The 13,705-nt window shown below is 72.1% G+C and carries 15 protein-coding genes; all 15 read right to left on the bottom strand.

Translation table 11 applies throughout. The annotated features are described in order from the left end of the window. Positions 1-2 precede the first annotated feature (2 nt). The 15 genes from trpA to rpoZ all read right to left on the bottom strand — a co-directional run bounded on the left by trpA (position 3) and on the right by rpoZ (position 13,376). Positions 3-794 (bottom strand): tryptophan synthase subunit alpha, encoded by a 792-nt coding sequence (gene trpA / locus IFR11_RS02735; RefSeq protein WP_191915127.1) that lies wholly within the window; start codon positions 792-794, stop codon positions 3-5. Beyond that, complete coding sequence (trpB, locus tag IFR11_RS02730) at positions 791-2,134, bottom strand: tryptophan synthase subunit beta (RefSeq protein ID WP_191915126.1); 1,344 nt, start codon at positions 2,132-2,134, stop codon at positions 791-793. The genes trpA and trpB overlap by 4 nt, the downstream gene beginning before the upstream one ends. Further along, on the bottom strand, positions 2,131-2,907 hold the full coding sequence (gene trpC, locus IFR11_RS02725; protein WP_191915125.1) for an indole-3-glycerol phosphate synthase TrpC: 777 nt from the start codon (positions 2,905-2,907) through the stop codon (positions 2,131-2,133). The genes trpB and trpC overlap by 4 nt, the downstream gene beginning before the upstream one ends. 2 nt (positions 2,908-2,909) lie before the next feature. Then, positions 2,910-3,140 carry a DUF6704 family protein gene (locus IFR11_RS02720; RefSeq protein WP_055837438.1) on the bottom strand — a complete coding sequence of 77 codons (231 nt, stop codon included), beginning with the start codon at positions 3,138-3,140 and terminating at the stop codon, positions 2,910-2,912. Between the two features lie 129 nt (positions 3,141-3,269). Beyond that, positions 3,270-3,857 (bottom strand): Trp biosynthesis-associated membrane protein, encoded by a 588-nt coding sequence (locus tag IFR11_RS02715; RefSeq protein WP_191915124.1) that lies wholly within the window; start codon positions 3,855-3,857, stop codon positions 3,270-3,272. Next, the gene (gene hisI / locus IFR11_RS02710; protein ID WP_055837432.1) at positions 3,857-4,195 is read right to left on the bottom strand and encodes a phosphoribosyl-AMP cyclohydrolase; all 339 of its coding nucleotides are present in this window, start codon (positions 4,193-4,195) and stop codon (positions 3,857-3,859) included. Before hisI ends, IFR11_RS02715 begins: the two co-directional genes overlap by 1 nt. Beyond that, entirely contained in the window at positions 4,192-4,956 is a 765-nt protein-coding gene (hisF, locus tag IFR11_RS02705; RefSeq protein WP_055940204.1) for an imidazole glycerol phosphate synthase subunit HisF, read from the bottom strand. Before hisF ends, hisI begins: the two co-directional genes overlap by 4 nt. Next, positions 4,956-5,798 carry an ATP phosphoribosyltransferase gene (gene hisG, locus IFR11_RS02700; protein WP_055837425.1) on the bottom strand — a complete coding sequence of 281 codons (843 nt, stop codon included), beginning with the start codon at positions 5,796-5,798 and terminating at the stop codon, positions 4,956-4,958. Before hisG ends, hisF begins: the two co-directional genes overlap by 1 nt. Before the next feature lie 46 nt (positions 5,799-5,844). Continuing rightward, positions 5,845-6,108 (bottom strand): phosphoribosyl-ATP diphosphatase, encoded by a 264-nt coding sequence (locus tag IFR11_RS02695; protein ID WP_055837422.1) that lies wholly within the window; start codon positions 6,106-6,108, stop codon positions 5,845-5,847. 332 nt (positions 6,109-6,440) lie between these two features. Beyond that, positions 6,441-7,112 carry a ribulose-phosphate 3-epimerase gene (gene rpe, locus IFR11_RS02690; protein WP_082509713.1) on the bottom strand — a complete coding sequence of 224 codons (672 nt, stop codon included), beginning with the start codon at positions 7,110-7,112 and terminating at the stop codon, positions 6,441-6,443. Between the two features lie 121 nt (positions 7,113-7,233). Beyond that, on the bottom strand, positions 7,234-8,604 hold the full coding sequence (locus tag IFR11_RS02685) for an RsmB/NOP family class I SAM-dependent RNA methyltransferase (RefSeq protein ID WP_191915123.1): 1,371 nt from the start codon (positions 8,602-8,604) through the stop codon (positions 7,234-7,236). After that, positions 8,601-9,518 carry a methionyl-tRNA formyltransferase gene (gene fmt, locus IFR11_RS02680; RefSeq protein WP_191915122.1) on the bottom strand — a complete coding sequence of 306 codons (918 nt, stop codon included), beginning with the start codon at positions 9,516-9,518 and terminating at the stop codon, positions 8,601-8,603. Before fmt ends, IFR11_RS02685 begins: the two co-directional genes overlap by 4 nt. Before the next feature lie 61 nt (positions 9,519-9,579). Continuing rightward, positions 9,580-11,562 (bottom strand): primosomal protein N' family DNA-binding protein, encoded by a 1,983-nt coding sequence (locus IFR11_RS02675; RefSeq protein WP_191915121.1) that lies wholly within the window; start codon positions 11,560-11,562, stop codon positions 9,580-9,582. A gap of 244 nt (positions 11,563-11,806) precedes the next feature. Then, entirely contained in the window at positions 11,807-13,000 is a 1,194-nt protein-coding gene (gene metK / locus IFR11_RS02670) for a methionine adenosyltransferase (RefSeq protein ID WP_191915120.1), read from the bottom strand. A gap of 121 nt (positions 13,001-13,121) precedes the next feature. After that, entirely contained in the window at positions 13,122-13,376 is a 255-nt protein-coding gene (rpoZ, locus tag IFR11_RS02665; RefSeq protein ID WP_055837405.1) for a DNA-directed RNA polymerase subunit omega, read from the bottom strand. Positions 13,377-13,705 lie beyond the last annotated feature (329 nt).

The following is a 13,705-nucleotide window of genomic DNA, read 5'->3' as shown; positions in this document are numbered from 1 at the left end:
GTCTAAGCGCGCTGCACGGCACCCGCGGACAGCTCGCGAGCAAGGGTGGACAACCCTTCGACGCCGCCGTCGCGGAGCGCCTTGACCAGGGCCGTGCCCACGATCGCGCCATCGGCGTACTCGACCACGCCCGCCACCTGGGCGGCGTTGGAGATGCCGATGCCGACGCACGCGTGCGTGGCGCCGAACGCGCGGAGCCGCGCGACCAGGTCACGGGCCGCGGCGTCGAGCTGGGTGCGCTCGCCCGTGATCCCCATGGTCGAGACGGTGTAGACGAAGCCGGTGGAGGCCTCGACGATCATTCTCAGGCGGTCGTCGGACGACGTCGGTGCGGCGAGGAACACCCGGTCGAGGCCGGTGCGCTCGCTCGCGGCGATCCACTCGGCCGCGGCATCCGGGGTGATGTCGGGGGTGATGAGCCCCGCTCCCCCGGCGCCGACGAGGTCGTCGGCGTAGCGGTCGACGCCGTACTGCTCGACGAGGTTCCAGTACGTCATGACCAGCACCGGCACGTCGGTGCGGGCGGTGACCTCGCGGATGATCGTGAACAGGTCGCGCATGCGGAACCCGTTCGCCAGCGCCGTCTGGGTGGCCTCCTGAATGACGAGGCCGTCCATGACGGGGTCGCTGTAGGGCGGGCCGAGCTCGATGACGTCGGCGCCGGCTTCGGCCAGCGCCACAGCGGCCTCGATGCTCTTGGCGACGTCGGGGAAGCCCGCGGGCAGGTAGCCGACGAAGGCGCCCCGACCCTCGGCGTGGGCGGCCTCGATGGCCGCGGCGACACGAGAGGTCACAGCTCCACTCCCGCACCGCTCGCGGCATCCGGAGCCGGCGTCACCTCGACGGGCGAACCCGGGGCCGCGGACACGGTCTCTGCGGCGTGCGTCTGCGCGCCGCCCTCGGGGCCCTCGGTCGCGTGCTCGGCGTCGTACAGGTCGAAGTAGCGCGCGGCGGTGTCCATGTCTTTGTCGCCGCGCCCCGAGAGGTTGATCGCGATGATGGCGTCGGGGCCCAGCTCGCGCCCCACGCGCAGCGCCCCGGCGAGGGCGTGCGCCGACTCGATGGCGGGGATGATGCCCTCGGTGCGCGACAGCAGACGCAGGGCCTGCATGGCCTCGTCGTCGGTGGCGGGGATGTACTGCGCCCGACCGATGTCGGCGAGCCACGCGTGCTCGGGGCCGACGCCCGGGTAGTCGAGACCCGCCGAGATCGAGTGCGACTCGGTGGTCTGCCCGTCTTCGTCCTGTAGCACGTAGGTGCGCGCGCCGTGCAGCACGCCGGGGCGGCCCCGGCCGATGGATGCCGCGTGCTTGGGCGTGTCGACGCCGTCACCGGCGGCTTCGACGCCGTAGAGCGCGACGCCCTCGTCGTCGAGGAACGCGTCGAACATGCCGATCGCGTTGGAACCGCCGCCGACGCAGGCGAAGACGGCGTCGGGGAGGCGGCCGAGGCGCTCGAGGAACTCCGCTCGCGTCTCTTCACCGATGATCTTCTGGAAGTCGCGCACCATTGCGGGGAACGGGTGCGGGCCCGCGGCGGTGCCGAAGATGTAGTTGGTCGTCTCGACCGAGGCCACCCAGTCGCGGTACGCCTCGTTGATGGCGTCCTTCAGCGTGCGCGATCCGGTCGTGACGGGCACGACCTCGGCGCCGAGCAGTCGCATGCGTGCGACGTTCAAGGCCTGACGCTCGGTGTCGACTTCGCCCATGTACACGACGCACTCGAGGCCGAACAGGGCCGCGGCGGTCGCGGTGGCGACGCCGTGCTGGCCGGCGCCGGTCTCGGCGATCACGCGCGTCTTGCCCAGGCGCTTGGTCAGCAATGCCTGGCCGAGCACGTTGTTGATCTTGTGCGAGCCGGTGTGGTTGAGGTCTTCGCGCTTGAGGAAGATCCGCGCGCCGCCGGCGTGCTCGGCGAAGCGCGGCACCTCGGTGAGAACCGAGGGGCGGCCCGCGTAGTCGTGCAGCAGCGCGGTCAGCTCGGTGTGGAAGGCCGGGTCGGCCATCGCCGACTCGTAGACCGCGGTGAGCTCGTCGATCGCGGCGATGAGCGATTCGGGCATGTAGCGGCCGCCGAAGTCGCCGAAGAACGGCCCCTTCTGATCGCGCAGCTTCTGATCGCGCACGGTGGTCATGAGGTCTCCTGGAGGAACGCGCGGAGCGTGGCGACGGGGTCGCCGGTGACGAGGGCCTCGCCCACGAGCACGACGTCCGCACCCGCGGCGCGGTAGTGGGCCACATCGGCGGGGGTGAGCACGGCCGATTCGGCGATCTTGGTCGCGTCGGCCGGGAAGCGATCGGCGAGGGAGCCGAACAGGTCGCGGTCGAGCTCGAAGGTCGAGAGGTTGCGGGCGTTGACGCCGATGAGCCTGGCTCCGATGTCGGCGGCGCGCTCCAGCTCGTCGGCCGAGTGCGTCTCGACGAGGGCGGTCATCCCGAGCTCGTTCGTGAGCGTGTACAGCTCACCCAGCGTCTTCTGGTCGAGCGCGGCGACGATCAGCAGCACCAGGTCGGCGCCTGATGCGCGGGCCTCGAGCACCTGGTACGGCGTGGCGATGAAGTCTTTGCGCAGGACCGGCACGTCGACCGCCGCGCGGACGGCTTCGAGGTCGGCGAGGCTTCCCTTGAACTTGCGGCCCTCGGTGAGCACGGAGATCGCTGAGGCGCCACCCTGCTCGTACAGTCGGGCCTGGAGCGCGGGGTCGGGGATGTCGGCGAGATCGCCGCGCGAGGGACTCGCGCGCTTGACCTCGGCGATGATCTTCACCCGGTCGGCGGGGGCCAGCAGCGCCAGTGCGTCACGCGCCGGTGACTGCGCGAGCGCGTCGTGCTCGACCGACGACAGAGAGCGCGTGCTTTCGCGCTTCTGCGCGTCTTCGACTGCCCCGGCCGTGAGATCGGCCAGCACGGTCAGTGCGCCTTCGGGTTGGACTTCGCGCCGTTCGCGCCGTAGCCGGCCTTGGACATGGCCCAGCCCACGATGGCGCCGACGACGAGCAGACCCACCGAGGCCCACACGAGCACGGGCAAGTCGAGCCAGAAGAACAGCGTGCCGAACGCGAAGGCGGCGAGCATGATGATCACGGCCGTCCAGGCGGCGGGCGAGTGTCCGTGGCCGGGATCGCCGATGGGGTTGCTCATGGGGCTCCTTACAGTCGCGCGCGGGCGCGGGGGAAAGCGTGGACCAAGTCTATCGAAGCGCGAGCGTCTCCCCGGTCCCGACGTCTCGATGTCGCGAGGTCGGTCTCGACCCGGCCGCCGCGCGACGGATCAGGCCGTGGGGTCGTCGCCGCGCGACAGATCGTCCCACGAGTCGATCGCGTCGTGGGGGCGGCCGCTGTCGGCGCCCGCCTCGGTGGCGGTGCGGTACTTACGGCTCGCGCCCGACGTCCAGCCGCGCGCGGTGACGAGGGTGAACACGGCGGCAGCGGCCAGCACGACCTGTGCGAGCAGCGTCACCGCGGGCCACGGGGTGAGCGACAGGTTCGACACGAGCGCGGCCACGGCATCCGTTCCCGAGATGCCGGTGGCGTCGGTGACCGTGGCGGCGGTCGCCGAGACGGGCGTGGCCACGAGGATCTGAACGGTGCCGAACCCGACGAGCGCGGCGATCGCGAGACCCAGGGCACCGAAGACGTAGCGCAGGACGGGGCCGACGATCGAGAGAGCCGCTCCCAGCGCGAGGGCGGCGAGGCTCAGCGGGGTGAGCACCGGGAGCGCCTCGGCGCCGGGCACCGCGAGCGTCTGCTGCGCGCCGTCGTCGAGGGTGACATCGATCCACGTCTGCGTCGAGGAGATGACGCCGATGGCTCCCGCCAGCAGCATCGCGAGCACCGACATCGATCGGGCGCGACGCATCACCGTTCCCCCACGACCGGCTGCAGGTCGTCGGCGTCGAAGCAGGTGTGGTCGCCCGTGTGGCACGCGGCGCCGATCTGGTCGACCTCGATGAGCAGGGTGTCGCCGTCGCAGTCGAGGCGCGCCCCCTTCACGAGCTGGATGTGGCCCGACGTGTCGCCCTTGCGCCAATACTCCTGACGCGAGCGAGACCAGAAGGTCACCCGGCCGGTGGTCAGCGTACGGCTGAGGGCCTCGGCATCCATCCACCCGACCATCAGCACCTCGCGCGAGTCGAACTGCTGGATGACGGCGGCGACGAGTCCGTCGGCGTCGTACTTCACGCGGTCGACGCTCACCGGCGCACCTCGATCCCCTCGGACGCCATCGCGTCTTTGACCTGACCCACGGTCAGCTGACCGGAGTGGAAGACGGATGCCGCGAGCACGGCGTCTGCACCGGCCTGCACCGCCGGGGCGAAGTGCTCCAGTGCTCCCGCGCCGCCCGAGGCGATGACGGGCACGGCGGCCACCTGACGCATCAGGCGGACGAGTTCGAGGTCGAAGCCCTGTTTCGTGCCGTCGGCGTCGATCGAGTTGACCAACAGCTCGCCGGCCCCGCGTTCGACGGCCTCGCGTGCCCACTCCAGGGCGTCGAGGGTCGTCTCGGTGCGCCCACCGTGGGTGGTCACGACGAAACCCGAGGGGGTGGATGCCGCCCGCTTGACGTCGAGCGAGAGCACGATCACCTGAGCGCCGAAGCGGTCGGCGATCTCGTCGATGAGGGCGGGGCGCGCGATCGCGGCGGAGTTCACGCCGATCTTGTCGGCGCCGACCGACAGCAGCCGGGCGACATCGTCGGCAGAGCGCACTCCCCCGCCGACGGTGAGGGGGATGAACACCTGCTCGGCGGTGCGGCGGACGACGTCGTAGGTCGTCGAGCGCTCGTCGACCGTGGCGGTGACGTCGAGGAACGTGACCTCGTCGGCGCCCTGGTCGAAGTAGAGCTTCGCGAGTTCGACGGGGTCGCCCATGTCGCGCAGGTCGAGGAAGTTGACGCCCTTCACGACGCGGCCGCCCGCGACGTCGAGGCACGGGATGACGCGACGCGCGAGGGTCATCAGAGCCTCGCGGCGAGGATCTCGGTGACGAGGATCGCGCGGGCGCCGATCGCGTACAGCGCGTCCATGACCTGGTTCACGTCGCGGCGCGGGCTCATCACCCGCACGGCCACCCACTCGGGGTCGCGCAACGGCGAGATCGTCGGCGACTCCAGGCCCGGGGCCACGGCGACGGCCTGCTCGACGAGCGCCGCCGGCAGGTCGTAGTCGATCAGCACGTACTTGCGGGCCGCGAGCACGCCGCGCAGGCGCCGCAGCAGCGTCTCGGTGCCAGGGGCCTCTTCGGGACCGGCGATCAGCACGGCGTCGGACTGCAGCAGCACGGGCCCGAAGATCTCGAGCCCCGCCTGACGGAGTGTCGTGCCGGTGGAGACGACGTCGGCCACGGCATCCGCCACTCCGAGCTGCACGGCGGACTCGACCGCGCCGTCGAGCGGAACGATGTCGACGGCGATGCCGCGCTCGTCGAGGAACGCATCGACGAGGCCCGGGTAGGCGGTGGCGACGCGGAGCCCCTCGAGGTCGGCGATCTCGGTGAAACGTCCGGGGCGACCGGCGAAACGGAACGTGGAACCGGCGAAGCCGAGCGACTCGACCTCGCGGGCGCCGGGCATGCGCGCATCCAGCAGCAGGTCGCGGCCGGTGATGCCGACGTCGAGCGCACCGGAGCCGACGTAGGTCGCGATGTCACGGGGGCGGAGGTAGAAGAACTCGACCTCGTTGACGGGGTCGACGGTGTAGAGGTCTTTGGAATCGCGTCGTCCGGTGTACCCGGCCTCCGAGAGCATCTCGGCGGCGGTTTCGGCGAGCGACCCCTTGTTCGGCACGGCGATTCGCAGCATGACGGGGGCTTTCGTGTGGGGCGAGCTGTGGGAGGAGGAGCGGGGCTCAGAGATGTCGGTAGACGTCTTCGAGCGACAAGCCCTTGGCCAGCATGAGCGTCTGGAGGTGGTAGAGGAGCTGCGAGATCTCTTCGGCGGCGGCGGCGTCGGACTCGTACTCGGCGGCCATCCATACCTCGGCGGCCTCTTCGACGATCTTCTTGCCGATGGCGTGCACGCCCGCGTCGAGCTGAGCGACGGTGCCGGACCCCTCGGGTCGCTCGACGGCCTTGGCGCTGAGTTCCGCGAACAGGTCGTCGAAGGTCTTCACGGTTCCAGGGTATCGGGTCGGCGGGGGTGGGGATGCCCGCAGGGGTGCGCGGCGGGTGCGGCGGGGTCGGCGGGCGGCGGCGGCGGCGGTGCCGGCTGCGGGTGCGGCGGGGTGGGTGGCGCCCGCGGCGGGCGGGGCGACGCGCCGCGGAAAGGCCGTCAGCGCCCATGCGGCCCCGGTGACGGCATCCGGGTGCCCCCGTCACCTCGCATAAACGCTGATCCTGCGCGTAAACGGTACGGCAGCGCGTTTATGCGCAGGATCAGCGTTTATGCGTGAGGGCGACACCCGATGGGGCCAGACGCGGCGCCGGGCGGTGGCGCGGGCGCGGCTCAGTGGTGGTGGCGGGCGGCGGAGGCGCGGAGGGACTGGATGGCGCGGTCGGGGTCGTCGGCGCCGAAGACGGCGGATCCGGCGACGAAGGTGTCGGCCCCGGCCTCGGCGGCCTGGGCGATCGTCGATTCGCCGATGCCGCCGTCGACCTGCAGCCAGACGGCCGAGCCGCGACGCTTCGCCTCGTCGGCGAGTGAGCGGAGCTTGGGCATCGTCTCGGGCATGAACGACTGCCCCCCGAAACCCGGTTCGACGGTCATCACGAGGATCTGGTCGAACTCGTTCAGCACGTCGAACAGGTTCTCGACGGGGGTGCCGGGCTTCACCGCCACTCCGGCGCGCGCGCCCATCGCGCGCAACTGCCGGGCCAGAGCCACGGGTGACGCCGCGGCCTCGAGGTGGAAGGTGACCGACGCTGCACCCAGCTCGGCGTAGGCGGGAGCCCAGCGGTCGGGGTCGTCGATCATGAGGTGCACGTCGAGGGGCACCGGGCTCGTCTGCTGGATGCGGCCCACCATCTGCGGCCCGAACGTGAGGTTCGGCACGAAGTGGTTGTCCATCACGTCGACGTGCACGAAGTCGGCGCCCGCGATGCGTGCGAGCTCGGCCTCCATGTTCACGAAGTCGGCGGCGAGGATGCTCGGGTTGATGCGCGGGGCGTCGGTAGGCACTCGACCATTATGGGCGCGTCGGTCGGCGGACCCCGGTGCAGGGATGCGTGAGGTGCCACGATGTGTCGCCGCAGGCGGCGTGGGAGCGACAAATCGTGGCGACTCACGCGTGGTGAGTGTCTCAGCGCTTGCGCAGGAGGGCAATCGACATGGCATCCGTGCCGTGGCGGTGGGGCCACAGCTGGGCGCGGAGCGAACCGTCGGCCTGGTCGGGCAGATCGATGGGCTCACCGACGATGTCGCGCACGACGGCGCGGGCATCGAGCTCCTCCACCGCATCGCCCAGGGCGCGCTTGACCTCGGCCACGACGCCCGCGGTCTCGGCGAGGTGCGGCGAGCACGTGACGTAGGCGACGACTCCCCCGGGCTTCAGCGCCTCGAAGGCCGCGAGCACGAGGTCGTGCTGCAGAGCGGTGAGGTCGGGAACGTCGCTCGGAGTCTTGCGCCACCGCGCCTCGGGTCGGCGTCGCAACGCCCCGATCCCCGTGCACGGGGCATCGACGAGGATGCGGTCGTACTCCCCCGGCGTGCGGGTCGCGCGTTCGCGACCGTCTTCTTCGCTCACCTCGATGTCGAGGGGGACGGATGCCACGGCCTGGCGCACGAGCCCCGCGCGCGCCGGGGCGATCTCGTTGGCGTCGAGGTGCGCACCGTGGGCGAGGGCCTCGGCACCGAGCAGGGCGGTCTTGCCGCCGGGACCCGCACACAGGTCGAGCCAGCGCTCTCCCTCGCGCACGGGGAACGCGCGGCTGAGGGCGAGGGCCGCGAGCTGGGATCCCTCGTCTTGCACACGGATGCGGCCACCGGAAGAACGGATGAGCGCCTCGGGGTCTCCGCCGCGCGTGAGGAACGCCGTGGGGGCGTACGGCGTGTGGGTGGCGTCGCCGGGAACCTCGGCGAGGCCGGGGAGGGCGACCATCGCGACCCGCGGGGCGACATTGTCGGCCGCGAGCAGTGCGTCGAGCTCGTCGGCCCGGCCCTCGGCGGTCAGGGCGCGGCGGAGCGCCCGCACGATCCACACCGGGTGTGAGGTCGTCAGCCCGAGGCGCTCGTCGTCGCTGCGGGCGTCGGCGGCGATGCGGTCCATCCACTGGCCGGGGGTGTCGCGCGAGACTCGGCGCAGCACCGCGTTCGCGAAGCCCGCGGCGCCCTTGCCACCGCCGTGGCGACGCGCCAGCTCGACGGACTCGTTGACCGCGGCGTGCGAGGCCACGCGGGTCGACAGCAACTGGTGCACGCCGAGCCGCAGGGCGTCGAGCACCGCCGGGTCGATGCGGTCGATCGTCCGGTCGGCGGCGGCGGCGATGATCGCGTCGTACGTGCCACGACGGCGCAGGGTGCCGTACGTGAGCTCGGTGGCCAGACCGGCGTCTTTCGCGTCGAGTTTCGCCCGCACGATCGCGTGCGGGAGCAGCAGGTTGGCGTAGGCCTCGTCACCCGAGACCGCACGCAGGACGTCGTACGCGACCGAGCGCGCTCCCTGCACGATCATGCGCCCAGCGCCGGATCGCTCGTGCGCAGACCACGGAACCAGGCCCCCGCGTCCATGGCGCCCTTACCGGCGGGTTGCACGCTCTCGAGGCGCAGGGGCGTCGTGCCGGTGCCGACGATGACGTCTCTTCCGGATGCCGCGACCCTCCCGGGCGGCAGCGGCGGCGCGTCGGAGGGGGTCGCCCGCAGCACCTTGAACCGGGCGCCGTCGAGCGTGGTGTGGGCGCCGGGCTCGGGCGTGACCCCGGCGATCTGGTGCAGGAGGGCCTCGGCGTCGCGGGTGAGATCGAGCGCACCGTCGGCGAGCACGAGTTTGGGCGCGACGGTCGCCTCACCCGCCTGCGGGGTGGCGACGGCCGTTCCGGCGGCGATGTCGTCGACCACGCGGGCCAGCAGGGGCGAGCCGAGCTCGGCGAGGGCGTCGAGCACCTCGGACGACGTCGCACCGGAGGGAACGGCATAGCGCTCCTCGGCGAACACGTCGCCCGCGTCGAGAGCGGCGACCAGCTGGAAGACGCTGGCCCCGGTCACCGCGTCGCCCGCGATGAGCGCCCGCTGCACGGGGGCGGCGCCGCGCCAGCGCGGCAGCAGGGAGAAGTGCAGGTTGATCCACCCGTGCGAGGGCGTCGACAGCAGCGGTTCGCGCACGAGCCCGCCGTAGGCGACGATCACGCCGAGCTGCGGCTCGAGCGCGGCGATGCGGGCGGTGACGTCGGCGTCGAGGCGGTCGGCCTTGATCACCGGCAGGCCCAGCCCGTCGGCGGCCTGCGCCACCGGCGAGGGCGTGAGCACGCGCCTGCGGCCCCAGGGTGCATCACTGCGCGTGACGACGGCGGCGATCTCGTGCGGACCGGATGCCAGGGCACGGAGCGAGGGGACGGCGACGGCGGGGGTGCCGGCGAAGACGAGGCGCATGGTTCTCCTCAGACGGTTCGAAGCGGGCTGTGCGGAGCGGGTGGTCGGGATCGCCGCACGCTCACAGATCGGGCTCGGGGATGTCGAGACGAACTCTGAGCGTACTGCGCGGCTGGGGACCGCGATTCTTCCGCGACTTGCGCGCGCGCAGAGCGTCGGCGATCACTCCGGCCCGCAGGGCCTCGGCCACCGCGCGTCCCTGTGCGTAGTCGAAGCGCACCAGCGCCCGGGAGGTGGCGACGTCGGGGGTCTCGGAGGTGTCGACCGGGCCCAGGATGGCGAGCGGGTCGAGCTCGGGCACCGTCTCGCGCAGTGACCCCAGCAGCGCGTCGACGCTGCGGGTGCGCCCGTCGACGCTGGCCACCCGCACGGCGGGCGGCATGCGCAGCGGTGCACGGTCGATGAGCTCGCCGCGCGCGTAGGCCGGCTGAGTCCAGGTCGCCAGCGCCCGGGCGACGGGTCCGGCGACCCCGACCAGATGCACCGGAGCGCCCGGGGCGGCGAGGGCGGCGGCGTTCGACCACCAGCGCAGGCAGCTCTCGGCGATGCGTAGGGCCTCGCTCTGCAGCATGCGGTCACCGTCGAGCAGGATGACGGCGCGGTAGCCCTTGCGCGCCAGGGGCTCGGCCCCGCGAGTGGCGATGATCAGGGCGGGCTGGTCGTCGACCTCGGCCACCGGATGCGCACCGTCGGCGACGATCACCCGCGTGTTCGGGAACGCACGACCGAGCTCGTCGGCGGTGCGCTCGCTGCCCGACGACGCCATGCGCAGCTTGGCCGACCCGCAGTGCCCGCACGTCCAGGCGTGGGCACTGCGCCCGCACCAGGAGCACACCGGGGTCGCCCCCGGCCGCGCGGCACGCAAGGGCCCCGCGCAGTGCGCGCAGCGGGCCGGGCGACGGCAGTCGGCGCAGACGAGCGACGGCGCGTACCCGGGACGTGCGACCTGCACGAGCACGGGACCGCTCTTCAGCGCCTCACGGGCCGCCGCGAACGCCGACGACGGGACGCGCGACATGCGCTGCTCGCCCTCGCGGGTGGCGCTGAGCACGATGCGCGGGCTGGGGCGACGGGTCTGCACGATCTCACGGACGTACCCCACCTCGACCAGGCGCTGCACGTCGGTCGTCCGGGTGTGCCCGGCGAACAGCAGGGCGGAACCCTCGAGCTCCTGCCGCACCAGGGCGGCGTCGCGCGCGTGCACACCCGGGGCCAGGGGCTCGGCGAGCAGGGAGTCACCGTCGTCCCAGATGGCCACGAGACCCGTGTCGTGCGCCGGGGTGTACACACCCGATCGACGACCCACCACGATGCACGGCACCGGGGCGAGGGCACGCAGATACTGCGCGTAGCGGGCGGGGCCGGACTGATCGGAATCGTCGCGCACGATGGCATCCGGGGTCACCAGCTCGGCCAGAGCCGCCAGCAGCTGCGCCTGATCGCGGTAGTCGGGAACGACGAGCACGGCGCTGCGTCCCCGCGCCAACGTGTGCACGGCGGCGGCGGCCAGAAGATCCGCCCACGCGCCGCGCGGCAGGTCGGCACTCGGATGCGGAGGGGCATCGACGGCGATGCGCTCGCCGCCGTCGATCGCCGCGGCGAGGTCGGCGTAGGGGGCGAGCAGCTGATGGGCGCGCTCGAGGGCGGCGGGAACGACCTCGGGCGGTTCGGGGGCGGGGGCGGCCGCCCAGGCCTTCTCGGCGCGCACCATGCGCTTGGGGACGGCCAGGCGCAGCACGTCGCTCACCGATCCCGCCGCGCGGTCGGCGACTCGCCGCGCGAGCGTGTACAGCCGCTCGGGCAGCACCGGCATCGGCGAGACGACCGTCTCGATAGACGACAGGGGACGCTCGCTGCCGTCATCGGCCACGACCTCGACGACGAAGGCGTCCATCATGCGACCGGCCGAGCGCAACGGCACCTTCACCCGCACTCCCGGTGCGACGTCGCCGACGAGCGGGTGCGGCACGGCGTAGTCGAACAGGCGATCGAGCTGCGGCACGGGCGACTCGAGCTGCACGCGCGCCACGCGGCGCTCGCTCACGAGCTACTCCCGCGGGCGCGATCATGCGCGCTGCCGACGCCCGCGGTGCCCAGGCCCGCGGTGCAGAGGCCCGCGGCGCCGACGTGCGTGCTGCCGAGACCCGCAATGCCGACGCCCGGAACGCCGACCATGCTGGCGCCCGCCTCGCCGACTCGCGCGCCGCCAAGACCCGCGACACCGATGCCCGCAACCCCGAGACGCGCAACGCCGACGGAGCCGCGTGGCCCGCGGCCGTGCTGCACGCTCAGATCCCGGAGGCGGCGCGCAGCTCGTCGACGCGGTCGGTGCGCTCCCAGGTGAAGTCGGGCAGTTCGCGGCCGAAGTGGCCGTAGGTCGCGGTCTGCGCGTAGATCGGGCGCAGCAGATCGAGCTGGTCGACGATGGCCTTGGGGCGCAGGTCGAACACCTCGCGGATCGCGCGCACGATCACGTCGTCGGCCACGTGCGCCGTTCCGAACGACTCCACGTACAACCCGACGGGATTGGCCTTGCCGATGGCGTAGGCCACCTGCACCTCGAGGCGGTCGGCGAGGCCCGCGGCGACGGCGTTCTTCGCCACCCATCGCATGGCGTAGGCGGCCGAGCGGTCGACCTTCGACGGGTCTTTTCCGCTGAAAGCGCCGCCGCCGTGACGGGAGGCCCCGCCGTAGGTGTCGATGATGATCTTGCGACCGGTGAGACCGGCGTCGCCCTTGGGGCCGCCGATGACGAACGGGCCGGCCGGGTTGATGTAGTACTTGACGTCGAGCAGCTCGAGACCCGTCTCGGCCAGCACGGGGTCGATGACAGCGGCCTGTACCTCGGCGCGCAGGTCTTCTTGCGAGATGTCGGGGTGGTGCTGCGTCGACAGCACGACGGAGTCGACGGTGCGTGGAACCAGGCCCTCGTAGCCGAGCGTGACCTGCGTCTTGCCGTCGGGGCGCAGGAACGGGAGCGTGCCGTCTTTGCGGACGGATGCCAGGCGCTCGGCGATGCGATGGGCGGTCCAGATCGCCATCGGCATGAGCTGCGGGGTCTCGTTCGTCGCGAAGCCGAACATGATGCCCTGGTCGCCCGCGCCCTGCAGATCGCGGGGATCGACCGAGCCCCGCTCGCGCTGCTCGAACGCCTTGTTGACGCCCGCGGCGATGTCGGACGACTGTGCGCCGATCGAGATCGAGACGCCGCACGATTCGCCGTCGAAGCCCGTGTCGCTGGAGGTGTAGCCGATGCGGTTGACCACGTCGCGCACGATCGCCGGGATCTCGACGTAGGCGCTGGTCGACACCTCGCCGGCCACGTGCACGAGACCGGTCGTGACGAGGGTCTCGACGGCGACGCGACCGGTGGGGTCGTCGGTGAGGATGGCGTCGAGGATGCTGTCGGAGATCTGGTCGCAGATCTTGTCGGGGTGTCCTTCGGTGACGGACTCGGACGTGAACAGGCGCAGGTCGGTCAAGGCGACTCCGGGAGGGTAGCGAGGTGGGGACGGGCACAAGTATGCCCCGGGCGGCGCACGGCCGTCCGGGGCATCGTCACATCTGTGAACAGTTCACGTGTGAGCGGGTCTCGCCGGGAGATTACTCCGCAGCGCGCAGACGCAGCTTGTCTTCGTGGATCTCGTGCAGCGCGATCGTCAGCGGCTTGTCTTCGACGGTCGAGTCGACGAGCGGCCCGACGTTGTCGAAGAGGTTGCCCTCGTGCAGGTCGGAGTAGTAGTCGTTGATCTGACGCGCACGCTTGGACGCGTAGATGACCAGCTGGTACTTCGAGTCGACCTTGTCGAGCAGTGCGTCGATGGGCGGGTCGATGATGCCCTTGTCACGTCCGGCCATGGGGAACCTCCTGGTTCGGCGGGATGGGGTGGATGCGGCGCCGGAAGCGCCGAAGCATCCTCGTATTCTAGCCGACGCGGGCTCGGACTGTGCCGAGGGCCCGCCGCGGCGTGTGCCGCGGCGCCCGGCGGGGCAGCCACGGCAGTGTCGGCCACGCCGAAGGCGCGACATCGGGGCGTGTTCGGTGCACCGGGGCGCACCGTGTCCGCCCCGTTGCACCATTCGTGCCCCAAACCGGCCCGCGCCCCCAACCGGCCCGCGCCCCCAACCGGCCCGCGCCCCGAGCCGGCCCGCGCCCCGAGCCAGCCCGCGCGCCGAGCCAACCCGAG

This window comes from Microbacterium sp. CFBP 8801 (assembly GCF_014839455.1).
Lineage (GTDB): Bacteria > Actinomycetota > Actinomycetes > Actinomycetales > Microbacteriaceae > Microbacterium.
Note: the sequence above shows the minus strand (reverse complement) of the source record. Positions and strands in the feature narration are given on the sequence as shown.

What these genes read in the sequence shown, in the direction of transcription:
- IFR11_RS02720 (WP_055837438.1), bottom strand. Translation starts at nt 3,140, where the DNA reads ATGAGCAACCCCATCGGCGATCCCGGCCACGGACACTCGCCCGCCGCC.
- rpoZ (WP_055837405.1), bottom strand. Translation starts at nt 13,376, where the DNA reads ATGGCCGGACGTGACAAGGGCATCATCGACCCGCCCATCGACGCACTG.
- trpB (WP_191915126.1), bottom strand. Translation starts at nt 2,134, where the DNA reads ATGACCACCGTGCGCGATCAGAAGCTGCGCGATCAGAAGGGGCCGTTC.
- IFR11_RS02685 (WP_191915123.1), bottom strand. Translation starts at nt 8,604, where the DNA reads ATGATCGTGCAGGGAGCGCGCTCGGTCGCGTACGACGTCCTGCGTGCG.
- IFR11_RS02715 (WP_191915124.1), bottom strand. Translation starts at nt 3,857, where the DNA reads ATGCGTCGCGCCCGATCGATGTCGGTGCTCGCGATGCTGCTGGCGGGA.
- hisF (WP_055940204.1), bottom strand. Translation starts at nt 4,956, where the DNA reads ATGACCCTCGCGCGTCGCGTCATCCCGTGCCTCGACGTCGCGGGCGGC.
- hisG (WP_055837425.1), bottom strand. Translation starts at nt 5,798, where the DNA reads ATGCTGCGAATCGCCGTGCCGAACAAGGGGTCGCTCGCCGAAACCGCC.
- fmt (WP_191915122.1), bottom strand. Translation starts at nt 9,518, where the DNA reads ATGCGCCTCGTCTTCGCCGGCACCCCCGCCGTCGCCGTCCCCTCGCTC.